Origin of the sequence: Paenibacillus sp. OT2-17, assembly GCF_009827695.1 — a bacterium.
Taxonomy (GTDB): Bacteria; Bacillota; Bacilli; order Paenibacillales; family Paenibacillaceae; genus Paenibacillus; species Paenibacillus polymyxa_B.
In genome coordinates this window covers 1-17268 of record NZ_WUDQ01000055.1, presented here as the reverse complement: position 1 = coordinate 17268, position 17268 = coordinate 1, and the positions used below count along the sequence as shown (strand labels likewise).

Here is a 17268-nt window from a genome sequence, read left to right as displayed (position 1 = left end):
TTCAATAGTTATCCCAATACTTGCTTCTTTTTTAATTCTTAACAATTCAGCAATATCCCTAATTCTAGTTAGTAGCCCATCTATAGTTACCTGATAATTAATCTCACTACTTTCTAGGTAATTAAAAATTAAAGCCCATACTTGGATGTCTGTATCCAATATATAAATATCCCTTAGACTTCCATCTTTAAAGAATACTTCATTTAATACTTCATCGTAATTCATTCAGGCCACCTAACACTCCGTATTTCACCTAACGTTCTTATATCTACAAGCCCTCACTATCTATTAGCTTCTAATCTTCATTCATTCTATCTGCTCGTATCCAGCTCATTTCCTCAATGTTTAATAATTCTTTAAACTCTTCTACTAACTGATGCTTAGATTCCAGTTGTGTATAGTAATTATTATTCAAAATATCGTCTAATTGTTTTATTCGCTCATTATCTAGTTCAAAAAATCTAAATGTTTTTAGATTGCAATTTGTAAACTGTTTTGTTATTTTCTCATTGTATTCATTAGATCTCAGAACTTCTTCAATTAATTCAGTTCTGATTTTGTCCCCTCTAGGGTCTACATATAAAAATTCAATGTGATCTTCCTCTGGATATCTTTCTTCTGCAAGCTTAATAATTGAAGTATCTAATAACACATATGATATATGAAGACTTGCTATCTCTTGTGAATTGTAAACTACACGGTATCCCCAACAGTGATCTTCAAAATTATAAAAATATAACACTGGGATTTTTTCTGAAATTTGAAATAGACTTTCTGGAATTTCTTCACTTTCTTCTGTATCTTTGGTTACGAAAACAAACCATTTGTCATTTAAATCCTCCGCGTATATAGGATCATGCTCAAGAATTGCTTCTTTATATTTCAATAGTGATAAGCTTCCTGAAGTCAATTCACTCATTGTTTTGGCTCCTTTTTGTTTTTTTAGTCATATTTCAGCTAACGTTCTTGTATTCATGAACCCCTAAGGGGTTGTCTGCTGAAATTCCTCTCCGAAATCCACCTCGCAGACCCATACTCCGTAAGGAGCCGCTGCTTGGATATGATGTTAGGCGATACCCTTGATTTCTTTTGAGTTCCTTAAAATAGTCTTATTACTACTGTATTTTAACTTCTCAAATCGACAACCATCGTGATTGATGAATCAACTTTCCCAACTTCTTTAAATCCGAATCTCTCGTAGAGTTTCATTGCGGCTGCATTGCTCGGATCAACACTGAGGGATAATTTTTTTATATTCCTCTTCCTAGCTTCTTTAAATAATTCATCCATTAAGGCCATTCCGATTTTTCTTCCCCTGTATTCTTTTAACAAAGCCATTCCTAGTTCGGGTACATCATTATCAATAAATCCAAATCCCTTATTATCCTCGTTAAAATATCGAACTGTTATTGATCCGACGGGTTCACCCTCATGGTTCATTGCTATAAATCCAAAATCCCCCTCTCTTCCCCAACCTTCAATATACTTTGATATATAAGGGTCTTTTATTATCGCTTTATCGAATGGCTCTTGACCTTCTGGGACAAATAATGATTCATATAACATCTCCCATAAAAAAAACACATCATCTTCTATTATTGGTCGGATTCTGTATTGCATCATTGAAGTTACCTCATTTCTAGATTCTCAAAGGTTTCACCTAACGTTTCTATATTTTCCATAAGAGCCGTAGCTTGAATATTATGTTATGCAATTCCTCCATCCTCTCCGAATCAACGTTCCAAAGATTGGCTTGCTTCTGTTAATTCATCATTTACCTCTAAATATTTCAATGTTTTTTCAATATCGTCGTGGTCCATTGTTTTCGTTATAATTAGATGTTTAATATTAAATCCTGGTGGTTCCATTTCTTTTTTAAAGTGATTTACTAATTTTTGAGGGGTTGTCACCAAACTCCATCGTTCACTTCCATCCGAAAAAGTAAGGGTCACCTCCACCAAATCAAACTCCTTTGGATTATCATCAAACTTCCATCTTTCTAAATAAGGCACTTCTATATTTCCTTCAATAAAATGAGCTTTTGATATCCAAACTGCTTTTCCATGGTTTCCAATAATTCTATACTTGTCCCTATCTTCTTTTTTTACGATGTATTTATTGCCTCGTGTAAGTGCATGAGCATAAACGCCTATACTTATACAAGTTATGATTGGTCCCTCCATCAATTCACTTCCATACCGTATTTAATTTACTGAGATTTCACATAACGTTCCTGTATTCATGAACCCCAAAGGGGGTGTCTGCTGAAATTCCTCTTCGAAATCGACCTATCAGACCAAGGCTCCGTCAGTAGCTGCTGCTTGAATATGATGTTAAGCAATGTCATTGCCTTCCATGATTATTCTGACACATCTGTTCCAGTCTTTATCATCTGTATTGATTTCTCTTGTAGGCACTTTCGATTGTTTGGCTTGTTCTCTTAACATATTTTGTGTTTCCAATAATTCGTTTACTGACATTTTTACTGCTTCAGGCTTGTTTATCCATTCACTTGGATTTCTGCTTATAATTCTTTCTTCAGCCATTTCAGGAGAAATAGTTAGCAATATGCACTCTGCACCTAGAGATACGAGTTTTTCTTCAATTGTCATGACTTCAATGTGGTCTGAGTTGGAGAAAGCTACCCTGTGATTAAGGTGGAATCTTTCTAAAACGTAAAATAGTCCTCTGGCCCTTCTTGATGCAGGCCCTAACTGTACAGCCCATTCATTGAGCTTTGTTAACATTTCTGTTCTTTCCTTCAGTAAGGTTAAATGCTCTTCTTGAGATAATCTTAAAAACTTCCCATGCTTGTTATTCAATATTTGTGTGTAATGTTCACCAAGAATAACTACACTTCTCTCTGCCGATTCATCCTGTGATTGGTACTGCTTAATAGCCCTCAATACCGATGTCTTACCCGCATTAGAAAATCCCTCAAGAATTACTCCTTTGATATGCATGCTTTTCCCTCTCTATACCCAGCAATGACTTCGCTTAACGTTCCTGAAATCATGAACCCCTCAAGAGGTTGTCTTTGTCTGCCTGATCAAACCTCCCCGGAATGCCTCTTGCAGACCAAGGCCGTCAGGCTTGCAGCAATAATAGTTTGTTATGAGAATTTACATTGAGTTACCTACACATTATCTACTCAAATCTTCTAAAAGCCCTCTGATATTCTTTCTAAAATCTTCAACCTTCATTTTGTTTCCATAATGGTCTAATATGTCTTTAAATATCCCACTTTCGACACATAACTCAAAATCATTCAGTTGGTCAATTAATTCATTAATGACTTCACCTAATTCCATTTGTTTATAGAGCTCTGTATATTCTTTCAACATTTTTATATCTGAATCATGTAACGTACTCTTCATCCGTTGTATTCAATGTTTGTCACCTCATAAAATGTAGTGTAACTCCTATTTGTTTTGATTTTTAATGTCCTTCGCAATTTCTCATAACGTTTCCGCATTCATGAACCCCAGAGGGGTTGTCTGCTGAAAACACCTCCCCAAAATCCTCCTCGGTTAGGCAGTAAAGGGTTATCGGCGAATATACTCTCCTGCTAATAAATCTACTTCTTCGAAACCGCTACTTTAAACTTCGCTCCGGACCAAGAAGTCATAGCCACACAGCGTTGAATATGTTGTTATAGGATAGGGACGCCTACTGATATACTTACTAATATTCTTCAAATTTGTATTTTGTTAATTTATTTATTTCAATTACTTGTTCTTTATTAAAATAGCCCATTAGGCAACCTTGATCTAAAATTGAAATATACAATTTCATGGATTGTTCAGTCTTTATTAGTTCGTTAAATTTCTTGAATATCTCCATATCCAACCAATCATCATCTACTTTCATTTCCCATCTGATAAGTTCATTCATATATTCAAAAGAAACCCATGCAGTACCATTCTGAATATCTACGTAATCCGTTATATTATTTAAATTAAGTTTTGTCATATTCTCTAATCGTATTATTATTCTTGCATAGTCTCCATGGTCCTCAATACATTCAGTATCTAAATACCAAATTTCCTCAGATACATTTATAAATTCACCATTCACTTCAACTTCTCCACCTAAAGTAAGTAGTAGCAAGTTGTAGGGATCTTCTTCATATTCATTTCTCGAAAATTCTTCCAAAAGTAATTCTTTCTTTAAATCTGCACTCATGAAGATGCCCAATTCAGAAAGTTTGTTTAGTTGATTTTCAAATATTGTTTTCTTTTTCTTAAATAAACCAAACAACTTAAACACCTTCTTTTTATGGTTTGCGTCCCTTTTCTATAACGCTTGTATTCATGAGCTCCGTCAGGGGTTGTCTGCTGAAATGCCTTCTCGAAATCTATCTCGCAGACTAAGGCACCGTAAAAGTCGCTGCTTGAATATGATGTTAAGTGATGTCTTTGCCTTCTACAAATCAGTGTACATTATTATTTTTCTATTATTCTAAAAGTATTATTAATAACTCTTTCATAGTTTTCCCATTCAAAATAAAAGGGACCTAGATTTATTGATTTGTTCTCATACTCCAACTTGAAATCCTTCCATATTACAATTTCTTCTTCCCTGTCAATTTTCACTGAGATATAACCACACTCTTCATCTCCACACCAAGGACATACAAGTATTGGATATCTATAATACATATGCTCATGTGGTTTCTTTAGCAAAAAGTATTGAATCATTTCTTTTTGATGATCTTCGCTTCCCCATCCTAAGGATGGAACCATATCGTGCTTCTTGAGCATTTGGCAAAGTGATCTTCCATCAATAATTAAATCTGCAAATTTTGTGTTCTTATTCCCATCTTGCTCTGGGTCAAATTCATCATATCGGCTGGAAAGTTTAGTTTGTAGAGTATTTATCGTTGTCATTGGTTTCTCCTTGTTGATTATCATATATAGATTTCACTTAACGTTGATGTATTCACAACCCTCACCGACTTAAAGGCCGAAGGCCTGGCGTGATGCGCTTAGTCGGTGCAGGCTTGTCCTATCAGTCACTTCCTCGCCTAATGCTTCTTGGACCAATGGTCGACTTGCCTCGGCCCTTAGCGTTGAATGTAATGTTAGGTGAAGCATTGTAACTTCTTTGAATCTGCTTTAATTATTATTTTTCTGATTTGCTCGCTCTTTTATCGTTTTAATTACTCCTCTATATCTTTCTACATCATATTGAAAATTCAAGCCATGCGTAATCATTATGCTCTTTAGATCATCAAATTTATGTATTAATTCTTCTAAAAAATCTATTATTTGGTCCCAAGAGAAAGCAAATTTATTAGAAGTCTTAACGAATTGTTCCTTAAAAGGCGATTGCTCAGTTAACCAAAACAATCTATCATCCTCATGACTGACTTCAACATTGTATCCCCCACAACCAAATATACCGCAAGTACAAGTGAACATAGGATACTTTCCTGGACAAATTAATGATTTTAAAAATTCGTCTTCAACAAACACTTCATCTTCGTGCAACTTATTTCCGTTTATATATAAAGCTATCCTCCAATCAATAACATGGACCATTCGCCCATTGTGTCTTGTTATATTTTTGTATTCTTTTCTTATGTCAATTTCCATATTTACTGACAGTACATCAAGTTTATTTTCATCTACTTTTTTTAAGAAAATCTTCATCGCTCTCCCCGAACTTCATTGTATGATCACAATATTTCGCCCAACGTTTCTGTATTCATGACTCCCTCAGGGATTGTCTGTCTGCTCCTGCCTCTTCGAAATCCCTCTGGCAGACCAAGGCCATTGCAAGACCCGAAGCATGAATATTATGTCATATGATCATTACATCTTCTATGGAATACCTACAGTCCTTAATTCAGCTTCCATTATTGCAAAGTATACATCCATGGCAATTTAAATAGATGTTATGCTTTTCGCATTTGGGATACCCTCTTGGAATTGTAGGATTATCATCCTCCTCTTCAATTTCTGACCATTCTATATAATTGTCCATGTCAACATCTTCTTTATTAAATACTTTAATCATTAAGCCAAATTGATTCAAACAATTAACAACCCAATCTTGACGTGGTTTATAGCTTAATTTGTCCCACCCTAAGCCATCTGCTGCATTTGAAATCGTATCTAGTATAAAATTTTTCTCGCTTTCAAAGGAGTCTATAGTCCAAGGCATTTCATCAATATCAAAACCAACTGTTCCTATTCCAACTACAGACTGATCCCTTTGTGCTAGCCAAATAATTATTTCTTTTTCTCGATTCGTTTTAGCTAGTATTGATCCACTAATAGCTAGAACTTCAATAAAAACTGAAGTTAATCCATTTGACATACCTATAGGTTCAACTATATCATTTAATTCTTTTGGTAATGAAATGGTGTTCGCCATACTATGCTCCCCACTTTTCAACTTGGTTTATATGGTGATTTTCATCTAACGCTTCTGTATTCATGAACCTCAAAGGGGTTGTCTGCTAGAATGCTCTGCGAAATCCATCTCGCAGACCAAGGCTCCATTCAGAGCCGCAGCTTGAATATTATGTTATATGATGTATCTGCCTTCTTGAACTGCTGGCATAATACCTATATGGTGTTATAATAGATGTTCTTTATGTATATATGATCCCCATAAGGAATCTCTTTTGGATAATCTTCACTGTTGATATCCAACTTCAGTAAATCATCATCACTCTCATTTATTTTACTTTTAATCTCTGCCTTAAGTGAATATTATTGAAGATATCCCTTATTCGCTTATCATGATTAATTTCACAGCGTACTCCTAATTTCACCATGTTATGCTGATCAGTAAAGTCATTGAACAAATCTATTAATATAAAAATATTCTTATCGTATTTCGTGAAAAACACAAAAACATCTCCCTTCCCTACTCTGGAAACACCCTCTCCATATGATAAATACTGGTTATATAATTCCATAATATTAAATCTTATATTTAGTTGTCTCATTAATTCCTCTAAACTAAACACCCCATCTGTATCATCTATCAAATCAAAAAACGGTAAATAGAAAGAAAATTCAATATATCTCTTCATTCTTGCTTCCTTTCTTTATTTCACAAAGTTAACTTTTGCATATATTTCATATAACATTCTTGTATTTATGAACTCCAATAGGGTTGTCTGCCGAATTTCCACTCCGAAACCTATCCCTCAGACCAAGGAACCTCAACGATGCAGCTTAGATATATGTTATCTGATGTACGGCCTTCTTCGAGTGCTTTCTCTAATATTGTGTTCTCTGTGTTGTGGACTCCTTTAACCATTCATTTAATCCATCTGTACTTATATAAATATCGGTTCCAATTCTAATAAGGGGAAACATCTTACCAGAATATGAACCAGTGGTCTCTAACATATTTTCCTCACTAGAAATGATTGTCCTTACTTGGGGTTCAGTTATATTTAAGTATTCAGCTGTTTCTTTGATTGTCATTAGTGGTTTATATTCTTTATGATTTGTTCCGTTTTTGTTCAGTTCTCTGTCCCCGGAATGACTAATAAACAAGCCAGTAATAACAATAGAGAGACCTAATATGAAAGAACTAATTATTGTACTTAGATTTAGTCGATTCATTGCTCTTGCCTCCTATAAATAAATCAATTGTCGTATTTCAGATAACGCTTCTGTATTGGGTTGTCTGATGAAATCCCTCTCCGAAACCCATCCCGTAAACCAAGGCTTCAACGGAGCCGCAGCCTGAATATTATGTTGTCAGATGTCAGTGCCTTCCATGATTTACTCAACGTCAATTTTTGTTCAACTTCTTTGTCAGTATTATTTCCAGAGGTTCGTTCTCAAGCATTAAACTTCCAGCATCCCTATATCCAAGCTTTCTATAAAAATGTTGAGCTCCTTCATTCGACTGTGTTGAGGTCATGACCATTTCAAATCCTTTTTGTTTCATCAATTCTTCCCAATAGTGGACAACTTTTTTACCAATACCTGTTCCTCTATACTCCTCATCTATCCATATCATATTCATAAATGGTGTGTTGTCCCAAAAAAATCCGTATCTCATCCAGCCTATTTCTTGATTGGATTCCCTGACTATTAGAATTTCATTTTCTTTTATTTTTGGTCTTATCAGTGTCTTATGTATGTGCTTGTCTCTTAACGAGATATACTCATAATCTGATTCAATCGCAAAATCAATCTTCATTGTAAATCCTCCCTTTCACTCTTCTCATTAAATATCTTCTTGGTAACACTTAGCACTGATGTCTCATAACGTTTGTACATTACATAAGTTTATAGAGTCTTTTCAAAAATGTATAAGTCACCTTCTTCTCTAACTTTAGTAAACCCACACTTTGAATAGAAGTGATGATTCTTCACACTCCAGCTAGGAGTATCCAGCCACCATTCAGTGCTGTCTGGAAATTTACTTTCAATTTTCTCCATCACCTTCGTTCCGACTCCTTGATTTTTATAATTTGGATCAATAAAGAGTCTTCCTAGATTATGCACTTGATTACATTCTACGAATATCAAAGCTCCCCCGATTATTTCTCCATTAAAGAGCACCTTGAAATATTCGCAATTTTGCATCATCTCTTCTTGCCAACTTATGGAGTCATATCCTATTGGCCCAACGGTTTCGTTATTATTAAAATGCTTTGATTCATCCTCAAAACTGGCCTTTTGTATTTCAGCAAGTCTTTGTGTATCATTTTTTTCCATCTTTTTCTAATATTAGCACCCAACATACCTCCATTATCTTTTTATTTTTTCAGGGGTTATCTGCTGAAATGCCTCCTCGAACTCCATCCCAGCAGGTCAAGGCTCCGTGAGGATTCAATGCTTGAATATTATGTTATCAGAAGTTATCGAACTTCTTCACTATGCATTCAAAATCAATGGGCAAATTTTTTTATCAGCGAATTTTCTTATATGGTCTTTTTCCATTTTGTAGTTTGATTATTAGTTCATATGCATCTTTTCGAATTATATTAATTCCATAATTGGCAAAGAGTATATCCATAAAATGACCTCCAGATCTTTCGTGTTCTTTATACTATAGTTTTTAGTACTTTTGAAATCTTATTATTATGTTTTAGTAATTCAAGAATTTCTGATAGAGTTTCTGTATTCATGAACCCAAAGGGGCTATCTGTTGAAATCCCTCTTCGAAACCCAACTCGCAGACCTAGGCTCCATTGAAGACGCAGCTTGAATATTATGCTATGCGATGTCATAATTTCCCCGAATTTACTATATCCCTAATTCTGGTATCCAAGAAAAAAACAAACTCTTCTTTGTTTTTTTATTATCTTCATTATGGGTGCCAGCCTCAAAAAAGCATCAAATTTAGAGACTCAAATGGACGATGTTGGTTCATTTCCCTCGACACCACAATTCAGCAATTTCCAAAATTGTTCAACCATGACCGATATCGAACGGGTAATCCACCATTCCAATACCCCTACCGCCGCTGAAATTAAAAATTGCACCGTAATGTCCCTATTCATTTCCTGATCGAGGTTGATCGAATCCAGATGCTCGCACAGACTTTGCCGGAACATTGTCTCCATTTGGTTCCGAAAAACCGTACTTCCCTTGTTCGTCAGCATTATAGAGTAGAATGAAGCATGCTGCTCCAAATATTCAAACGTGCGCAGTAGTGCGGTTTTGGAAGGGAGATGAAAGAAGTTATCTTCAGACATACAATTGCGTAGTAACTCGTTAATTTGAGCTTCCATGCATTGATCGCGCAGATCGTACTTGTCAGCGAAATGCAAATAAACCGTTCCGCGATTGACATTCGCTTCCTCCGCAATTTGATTGATCGTAATTCTCTCGAATTCCTTTTCTGACATCAGCCTCATAAAAGCATCAATAATGGCTTGCCTCGATTTTTGAATACGCCTGTCCATATCCTTCTCCCCTTTGTACCATCCGAAAAAATGAACACTTCGAAGTCCTCTGTTGAAAAATCAACAACCACGCTTGTTTTAACCATTGAACCCCATATACCGCTCTGATACATTCACTTTATAAAATTTATGTTGATGATTCAACATATGTTCAATTTTAGAGGAGCTGTAATCATGAAATCTATTGTTTTACAATCTTTGGAATGATTTAAATCATATTGAATTAGGAGGGTTTAAAAATTGAAACTTACAGGAAACACTATCTTTATTACAGGCGGCGGTTCGGGAATTGGACGTGCGTTAGCAGAAACTCTCCACAATCTTGGAAACAAAGTTATTATCTCCGGTCGACGTAAAGAGCGTCTGGAGGAGACGATCAAAGCGAATCCCGGCATGTCCGCAGTGGAATTGAATGTACAAGATCCTGCCAGCATAGAGGCGGCCGCCAAGCAGTTAATCGAAGAATACCCGGATGTTAATGTCTTGGTTAACAACGCCGGCATCATACAGTCCGATGACGCGGCGGGCGTGATCGATGAGGATGTTTTGATTTCGACTGTCACTACAAACTTGCTAGGTCCCATTCGGTTGACTTCTGCATTCATCGAGCATTTGAAGTCCAAAGAAAAAGCGGTTGTCATCAACACGACTTCAATACTCGGATTTGTACCATTAGCAACAACTGCTGTATACACCGCGACGAAAGCAGCACTTCATACCTATACGCTGTCCCAAAGGTACATGCTTAAAGACACATCGGTAAAAGTAATAGAAATTGTGCCCCCATGGGTTCAAAGCAACAACGATGAACCACGGGCGATGCCACTTACTTCATTCATTGATGCAACAATAAAGATACTTGGCACGGATACAGACGAAGTTCTGGTGGAAGAAGCGAAAATGTTTCGAAATAACCCTGGCCCGAACGAAGGTGTTTTTGTGACCCAACTTAACGATAGGATGAATTCTGAACCTCCAAAGATCCATTGATCCATCTGTAATTCAGTTTTTAAAATTTAAGCGAACATGAAGTAGACACTCAGCTCTATCTACTTCATGTTCATTTTATTGCAACTTGCTCGTGGAGTAAGAAAAGCGCCAAGCGGTCACACCTATGTTTGTCTCTTAAATAATCCCGTTGATTTCACATAGCGTTTGGGTATTCCTGAAGTTCAAGCAGTATAAGGTGACCATTAGGAATACTCTTCAGACTTAACAGGTCGAATGTGTCCGGTGAATCGGCTCCTCCGAAACACCTCTTCCAGACCAAGCGAAGAGCTTGTCCTACTCGGATGCGTTTAATTCGATGTTAGATGATGTTGTCCACTTCTTCGAGTTGCATTCAAAGTAATTATTATTCTTGTTTCCATTTATGTGTTTCGAGTAGTTTTCCAGTTTCATAATAATACTTTATTACTTCAATCATAGGAATTAATTCTATACAAATGTTATCGCAATAATTGCTTAACTGACCACCAGCAACCAGAAGAATTTCATTGTTTCCCTGTTTATCGTTCATAAGAGTATATATATTACCATCAATTGTAATAGACACTATGAAATATTCCGTTCCGCCTCCAACTAATGCTGAATCTGTGTCTGGTACCTCAAAAAAACTAATGTAAATTTATCTCCATCGAGTTTTCTTAAAAAACTTAAAATGTCTGCCCATGTAGGATTCATAACTATTTCTTCATTGAATGTGGTCCCAATCCATTCATCAATGCTAATAGATTTTATCATTTTTTCTTTTCACCCTTTTTAGATGGTTTTATTTATTTGGGTGATTTCATCTAACGGTTCTGTATTCACGACCCCAGCGAATGCTAGGGTGTCCTGCAACTATCTCCTTTTCCGAAATCCTTCTGCCGGGCCGAGAGCGTATGTCCGATGCGTGATACTATGTTATCAGATGGACTATGACAATTTTGAGGGTATTTACAAAATTTCTTCTCCCTTTAATATTTCATTTGAGAACTGGTCCACAGCCAACCACGTTGAAACATCCTCTTTGATATTCTTATTCCAAGCAATTAAAAAATGTACTTGGCATATCTCATTAGAATCAATTAGTGTCATAGGAATTTTAATGCCTTTATCAGAACTTAAGATAAAACCGTACTTTTCAAAGTCAGAGTTCAAACATAGCGATTTAGGAATCATATCTCCTTGATTTCTTCTTGCCATTAACATATCCCCGTCTTGTGTTCCCAAGTGTAAACGGTATACCTGATTCTCGTATTCGACAGCTTCAAGATCTTCCCCAGTATTAGATCCATAATCTGTCCAACTGTAACCCTCTTTCCAAGAAGCAGAAAAGCTGCACGTACTTATCTGAGCATTCATATAAGGCTTTATTCTAAATACTGCTCCCCAACACTCTTCTACTGTCAAATGTAAAGCGTGATTGAGCTGGGGTCTACAGACAACTAGCTCACAATCAAATGAATCATAATAATATTTATATAATGACCCACCATTTTTGAGTTTATAACTTTGTTCTGGATGATAGAAGTTATCAGAGACTGTGAGTGAAAATTCAATTATTCCAAGAGGAGTATGTATTTGTGGCTGTAAGAGATTGTTTTCTTTAATTAAGACTTGTTCTCCATGAAATAGCTTCATTATATTCCTCCTCGTAGTCTTTCTGATAACATTTCTGTATTCATGAACTTAAAGGGGCAATCCCTATTCGAAACCTAGGCTCCGAAGGAGACGCAGCTTGGATATTTATGTTATATGATGAGGATGTCTTCTTCGAACTTCCTACAGTCTATTTTAGTATTCTCCATTGTATTCAATAAAACTGGTTTGTTTAAAGAGTGTAATATGATATGGGGTATAAACATACTTTGAATTCGGACTTAAGACTTCAATAAAACTAATTGCTGCATCTATATAGTCATCTGATGAGAAAACATCTTCATCTAGGAATCCACTTAAGAGTGCTGCATCTCCTTTATATTTCAAACAAAGATAGCCATATCCAGGGTCAACTATAACCAAATTTATTATGTCATCTTCTTCTTGTTCTTTGGAGCTATCGAAAAATCTAACTATTATGTCCTTATCTTTGTAATAAATCTCGGTGTCACAGGAGAATTTCTTATGGCTAAACTTCATTGTGCTATCTCTCCCTCTTTTGGATTTTTTATCTGTTTTAAAACTAATTCTTGCTTCCCTTTCACATAACGTTCTTGTATCTAGGAATCCGAGAGGCTTAAGGCGCAAAGTGCCGGGGCCAACGGACTTAGGCCTCGCAGGGTTGTGAGTTGATCCCAGCTTCTCTACTTTCCACTTCTAGCGAACCAATGGCAACGCCCGCAGCGTAGATGCGATGTTATATGAGGTCAGTTCTTCTTCAAGTCAACTAATAATTATGCTTCCTTGCTAGTTCCCACTTCATAAATAAATTTATATCACTAATAGCATCTAATATTATTCCTTTATGTTCTATATTATTTTTTAATTCTTTCAAAATGATTGGTTTTACTAGTCTTTTATCTAACTGTTTTTTAGTTCTTGCTATATGTGCTAACCCCAATACAGAATTCGCTCTTACAATTGGATTATCATGTTGCGCTGATTTAAGACATATATCTTGAGCAAACTTCCAATTGTGATGATACATTCCAACTGAAAGTGGTAAATATATAAGTTCTTCTACTTCTTGACGAGTTAAAATATCTTTTATTTCCTGATCTGTGTTGTATTCTTCGATATGCTTGTAAATTCGCTTCATAGTACTTGCTCCTAAATATAATCTTTTATACCTAGCTGATTTCACGTAACGTTTCTGAATTCAAGACGTCCGGCGTATGCCGGATATGTTCGGCTGATTCTACTTCATGGCTTCTCAACTTCTGCCGAACCGAGGAGCGAATGCGACGATGCTTGGATGTGATGTTATACAAAGGTACCATGAATTCATTGAATCTACTTAGAAATCCTGTTTAATTCACCATCACCATTCTCTCCATTCTTCTGTAATATCTTGATCTTCCTCAATTTCTAATCCAGCTAGTCTTGCTGCCTTGTCTATAAATTCAGCCAATTCTTCACGCTCCATCGTTTCAATAAAATAGTCGTTCTTTTCATTCAATTCATTAAACGTAATTACAATTTCTTCTACAGCCTTCATAATACTTTCAGGATGTTTAGCTTCTTGTAATAATATTAATTGGTTTAGATAGTTATCCAGGACTTTATCAGATATTAATAATTTCTCTTCCGTAAAAAGGTCATCTCCGTATTCAACCATTCTTTTGTTCCACAATTGAGTTGGTTTTTCATTAAATAGGTCCTGTAATGTCATTGGGCATATCCCTCATTTTCTGGTTTTTGTTTTAATAGATTTTTAAAATTGCTGCATAGTATTTCGCATATGAGTTTGCTTGCTAACTTGCTTTTCACTTCACTTATCTAATTTTTTCTTTGATTCATCTTTTTCATCTGTTAGTACACCCTTAATGAAAGACCAAGTACGGTCAACATCTAGTCAGTACAATTGGCTTGGAGGGTTTATTCCCTTCTAAGTCTCAGGTAATAAAAAACCACCTTCGGCTCTTAACCTTTAGGTGATTTTTTACCTTCTCTTGTTGTTATCGATGCATGTTAAAAATGCAAGAATAGATGTCCAAAATAGTAACATTAGAGTCACCGCATCTTTTACTTCCATGGTCTCACTTTTCGAAGGAAAACCATACCCACCCAAGAGTCAATTGTATCTATATTTTACCTGTGTTCACGTCTACAAACAAGTGTTCTCATCTATTTTCTTGCATTTTTCTTTTATTCTATTTGTTGTCCATCATTTCTAGCATATAACGTTTCTGTGTTCACGATGTTCCTCTGACTTATGCGAACGAAATGAGCGGCCGCCGTGCGTATGTGTCCGCCTGCCCCCACTCCCTGGCAATCCTCTTTGCCGGACCGAGGAACCGCCAGGCTCCGATGCGTGGATATGATGTTATCTGATGGATTGGCCATAAAAAAACAGTTCAACTTTCCCTCTATGACATAAGATAAAGATGAACTGTCTTTAGTTCCTGTTAAAATCTCTATGAGCACAAGTAGCAACTTCTTCTCCCATCAAGCCAACAAAGCCTGAGCGATCTGATCCACAATGCCATTGATGCCTGTGGGTCCATAACAGCCGATCCATGTCGCGGCATCGACCGAGTGTATGTGCTGGCGCTCAACGGTATCAAGCATTCCCCAGACACGTTGCTCTGTCGCGGATATTCCCTCCTGCATGAGTTCATGGCTAAGCAAGAAGTAATGGCTAGCATGTACAGCTGGTAGTCTGTCAGCTGAGATGTGATAGGCCGTGTCGGAGGTATCTGCCACAAATAACGGAACAGGCAGACCTAGATCATGGTACAGCACAGCCCCTGTACGATGAGAGGCAGAATGCACGCGAACCAGAGAATCCAGCGGACGGATCAGTGCCACGCTCTTGCCTGCCAGAACGGGAGCAAGTTCTTCGGACAGCAATGTGGTTCGTCGGTGATAATCCGCTATAATACGCTTTGCCTCTTCTCGTTTGCCTGTCAGTTCACCGAACAGAGTCAGAATAGTCTGCCAGTTTTCATTGCGCTTAAACATGAGAACTGGAGCGATCCGGCTTAACTGTTCATAGTGCGACTCATGTACCTCGGTGCAAATAATTAGATCCGGAGACAGTCGTTCCACTGCAAGCAGGTCGGGGTACTCATATGTTCCGAGTAATTCAGTATTCTGAAGTCCTGCCCTGATCGTTTGAGGGAAATGTAACACTGCATTGCCTAGTCCTACACTACCTGCTGGAGAGAGCCCCAGCGCAAGCAAATGATCGGCATATTGCACATCGAGTACAGCGATACGCTTCGGAGATCCGATAACATAGTATTCCCCTCGCATATGGCATATCACCGAGCCTTGGACCGACTCATATGAAGAAGCTGTGCGGTTCCGCTGCAAGGAATGAGCATAGTCTATATCTGTTTTCGAAGCGGCATCAAGCCTATAACGCAGCGGAGGGATGCCATAATATTTCTTAAACGCCCTACTGAAATAATACATGTCGCGATAGCCCATTCTGTCAGCAATTTCACCGATGGGAGCATCCGTGTGACGCAGCATCCGCGATGCACTCTCCATGCGCAACTGAATGACATACTCAGTCAGTCCGAGCTGCTTCTCTTGTTTAAATCGTCGCTGCAGCTGTCTTAAGCTGCATCCAGCAAGGGCTGCCAGCTCTTTAAGCTCCAGATTCTGGCGATAATGCGACGCTATATATGAAGCGACAACATCCACCATGTCAGACGCTTCTCCTCCCTGACCACGTTCGTAATCCATGATCAGTTCGTAGATCATACCCTGAAGCAACGCATTGGCATGAAAACGTTCCATCCCTTCGCCACGACGCCATTTGGCAACGATTTTTTCTGCATTCTCGATCCATTCTGCTTGGGTTACCGAATTTTGCACAAATGAAGTGCGCAACGGATGTTTTCGATATGAAGGCAAAACAAGAGAGGCTCCCTCCATAGAAGAAGCCTTGTACATGATCACGATATAATAAATGTCGTCTGATCTGGCCGTCAGCGTTAAGGATGTCCCCTTAACAACATGACCAGCAAAAAAAGCTCCAATGTGGCAAACCTCACCATTCATTGCAAGCTCTCCTTCCCCTCCGTATGCCAGCAACAACACATTCGAGGTTAATTCCGTTTCGCGAAGAACACTGCCTGTCTGCAAAGTACCGCTATACTCGTCAAGCATCTTGATCGTTGTATCACTCCATAGACTTGTCTGTTCTTGTAGCGGCATTTCTCTCATCTCCTGACAATAGCATCCTTTGCTAGAGTGACTCTCATGACTGGACTTAACCAATTAACTACAACCAGGCCTGTTAGCAAAGTAAAATTGTTGCTGTTGTCATTTTAATTGAGATTTATTCTCATTGTCAATTTTCGGACATTTTCTGCAATATTCCCCTGACATCTGGTAATAAAAACAACAGGTGGTACGCTTGCTTTTCACGGCTGGAATGCTGTCCTTATTTTTTGTGAACCGGGTGAACGGATTTCTTTTTACACCGAACAAATGCCCGGGCGCTCCTTGCGTCAGATATGAAAAATCTGCCTGGATGTGCTGACTTCCTTGCTCAGCATTGTCTACTTCAGGAGTATATAATGGGACAATGCGTATCATGATATTCTCCCAAAGGATACTCATCGAAAGAGGAGCAATCGCAGCAAGCGTCTTTAACAGCGGTGTAAGGTGTAACGCAAACATCTCCTTTACCACCTTTTCCCGCCACACTTCCCTGTCTCCAGTTAGTGCTTCTGCCCGAAGCCCGTTCATAGCTAGAAAAGGAAAATGCGTCCCCCCCT

General features: G+C 37.5%; 20 protein-coding genes and 3 pseudogenes. 1 reads left to right on the top strand and 22 read right to left on the bottom strand.

All coding sequences use genetic code 11. The annotated features are described in order from the left end of the window. The 15 genes and pseudogenes from GRP75_RS10500 to GRP75_RS10430 form a co-directional block, all read right to left on the bottom strand. A pseudogene (locus GRP75_RS10500) lies at positions 1 to 225 on the bottom strand (protein export chaperone secb); the annotation flags it as partial. A 70-nt stretch (positions 226 to 295) separates the two neighbouring features. After that, on the bottom strand, positions 296 to 919 hold the full coding sequence (locus GRP75_RS10495; RefSeq protein WP_160789287.1) for a hypothetical protein: 624 nt from the start codon (positions 917 to 919) through the stop codon (positions 296 to 298). A 206-nt stretch (positions 920 to 1125) separates the two neighbouring features. Continuing rightward, positions 1126 to 1623 (bottom strand): GNAT family N-acetyltransferase, encoded by a 498-nt coding sequence (locus tag GRP75_RS10490; RefSeq protein WP_028542549.1) that lies wholly within the window; start codon positions 1621 to 1623, stop codon positions 1126 to 1128. 110 nt (positions 1624 to 1733) lie between these two features. Then, positions 1734 to 2183 carry a hypothetical protein gene (locus GRP75_RS10485; protein WP_013311266.1) on the bottom strand — a complete coding sequence of 150 codons (450 nt, stop codon included), beginning with the start codon at positions 2181 to 2183 and terminating at the stop codon, positions 1734 to 1736. Between the two features lie 150 nt (positions 2184 to 2333). Further along, a complete protein-coding gene (locus GRP75_RS10480) occupies positions 2334 to 2963 on the bottom strand; it encodes a hypothetical protein (protein WP_068942471.1) in 630 nt (209 codons plus the stop codon). A gap of 180 nt (positions 2964 to 3143) precedes the next feature. Further along, positions 3144 to 3377 (bottom strand): hypothetical protein, encoded by a 234-nt coding sequence (locus tag GRP75_RS10475; RefSeq protein WP_160789286.1) that lies wholly within the window; start codon positions 3375 to 3377, stop codon positions 3144 to 3146. A 307-nt stretch (positions 3378 to 3684) separates the two neighbouring features. Further along, positions 3685 to 4269 (bottom strand): hypothetical protein, encoded by a 585-nt coding sequence (locus GRP75_RS10470; protein ID WP_226887736.1) that lies wholly within the window; start codon positions 4267 to 4269, stop codon positions 3685 to 3687. A 176-nt stretch (positions 4270 to 4445) separates the two neighbouring features. After that, positions 4446 to 4889, bottom strand: coding sequence for an oxidoreductase (locus tag GRP75_RS10465; protein WP_160789285.1), 444 nt, complete (start codon positions 4887 to 4889; stop codon positions 4446 to 4448). A gap of 228 nt (positions 4890 to 5117) precedes the next feature. Beyond that, positions 5118 to 5654 (bottom strand): hypothetical protein, encoded by a 537-nt coding sequence (locus tag GRP75_RS10460; RefSeq protein WP_075154541.1) that lies wholly within the window; start codon positions 5652 to 5654, stop codon positions 5118 to 5120. Positions 5655 to 5850: 196 nt separating this feature from the next. Next, positions 5851 to 6381: a hypothetical protein gene (locus GRP75_RS10455; protein WP_160789284.1), complete on the bottom strand. Its 531-nt coding sequence runs from the start codon at positions 6379 to 6381 to the stop codon at positions 5851 to 5853. A 194-nt stretch (positions 6382 to 6575) separates the two neighbouring features. After that, positions 6576 to 7048: pseudogene (locus GRP75_RS10450) on the bottom strand (hypothetical protein). A 190-nt stretch (positions 7049 to 7238) separates the two neighbouring features. Then, complete coding sequence (locus GRP75_RS10445) at positions 7239 to 7589, bottom strand: helix-turn-helix domain-containing protein (protein WP_068942485.1); 351 nt, start codon at positions 7587 to 7589, stop codon at positions 7239 to 7241. Between the two features lie 172 nt (positions 7590 to 7761). After that, positions 7762 to 8175, bottom strand: a complete 414-nt coding sequence (locus tag GRP75_RS10440; protein ID WP_160789283.1) for a GNAT family N-acetyltransferase — start codon at positions 8173 to 8175, stop codon at positions 7762 to 7764. A gap of 89 nt (positions 8176 to 8264) precedes the next feature. Beyond that, the gene (locus GRP75_RS10435; RefSeq protein WP_160789282.1) at positions 8265 to 8696 is read right to left on the bottom strand and encodes a GNAT family N-acetyltransferase; all 432 of its coding nucleotides are present in this window, start codon (positions 8694 to 8696) and stop codon (positions 8265 to 8267) included. Between the two features lie 635 nt (positions 8697 to 9331). Beyond that, positions 9332 to 9889: a TetR/AcrR family transcriptional regulator gene (locus tag GRP75_RS10430; RefSeq protein ID WP_160789281.1), complete on the bottom strand. Its 558-nt coding sequence runs from the start codon at positions 9887 to 9889 to the stop codon at positions 9332 to 9334. A gap of 240 nt (positions 9890 to 10129) precedes the next feature. Between GRP75_RS10430 and GRP75_RS10425 the strand changes: the two genes are divergently transcribed. Continuing rightward, positions 10130 to 10879, top strand: coding sequence for an SDR family oxidoreductase (locus tag GRP75_RS10425; RefSeq protein ID WP_160789280.1), 750 nt, complete (start codon positions 10130 to 10132; stop codon positions 10877 to 10879). Between the two features lie 364 nt (positions 10880 to 11243). Here GRP75_RS10425 and GRP75_RS10420 read toward each other — a convergent pair whose 3' ends face one another. The 7 genes and pseudogenes from GRP75_RS10420 to GRP75_RS10390 form a co-directional block, all read right to left on the bottom strand. Beyond that, complete coding sequence (locus GRP75_RS10420) at positions 11244 to 11444, bottom strand: hypothetical protein (RefSeq protein ID WP_160789279.1); 201 nt, start codon at positions 11442 to 11444, stop codon at positions 11244 to 11246. Positions 11445 to 11827: 383 nt separating this feature from the next. Next, positions 11828 to 12514 (bottom strand): hypothetical protein, encoded by a 687-nt coding sequence (locus GRP75_RS10415; protein ID WP_069080340.1) that lies wholly within the window; start codon positions 12512 to 12514, stop codon positions 11828 to 11830. Positions 12515 to 12667: 153 nt separating this feature from the next. After that, on the bottom strand, positions 12668 to 13012 hold the full coding sequence (locus GRP75_RS10410; RefSeq protein WP_069080339.1) for a hypothetical protein: 345 nt from the start codon (positions 13010 to 13012) through the stop codon (positions 12668 to 12670). A 247-nt stretch (positions 13013 to 13259) separates the two neighbouring features. Next, positions 13260 to 13631, bottom strand: a complete 372-nt coding sequence (locus tag GRP75_RS10405) for a hypothetical protein (RefSeq protein WP_069080338.1) — start codon at positions 13629 to 13631, stop codon at positions 13260 to 13262. A gap of 222 nt (positions 13632 to 13853) precedes the next feature. Continuing rightward, complete coding sequence (locus tag GRP75_RS10400) at positions 13854 to 14204, bottom strand: hypothetical protein (protein ID WP_160789278.1); 351 nt, start codon at positions 14202 to 14204, stop codon at positions 13854 to 13856. Between the two features lie 776 nt (positions 14205 to 14980). Further along, positions 14981 to 16702: a helix-turn-helix domain-containing protein gene (locus GRP75_RS10395; protein ID WP_160789277.1), complete on the bottom strand. Its 1722-nt coding sequence runs from the start codon at positions 16700 to 16702 to the stop codon at positions 14981 to 14983. 108 nt (positions 16703 to 16810) lie between these two features. Continuing rightward, positions 16811 to 17268, bottom strand: a pseudogene (locus GRP75_RS10390) ((2Fe-2S)-binding protein); the annotation flags it as partial.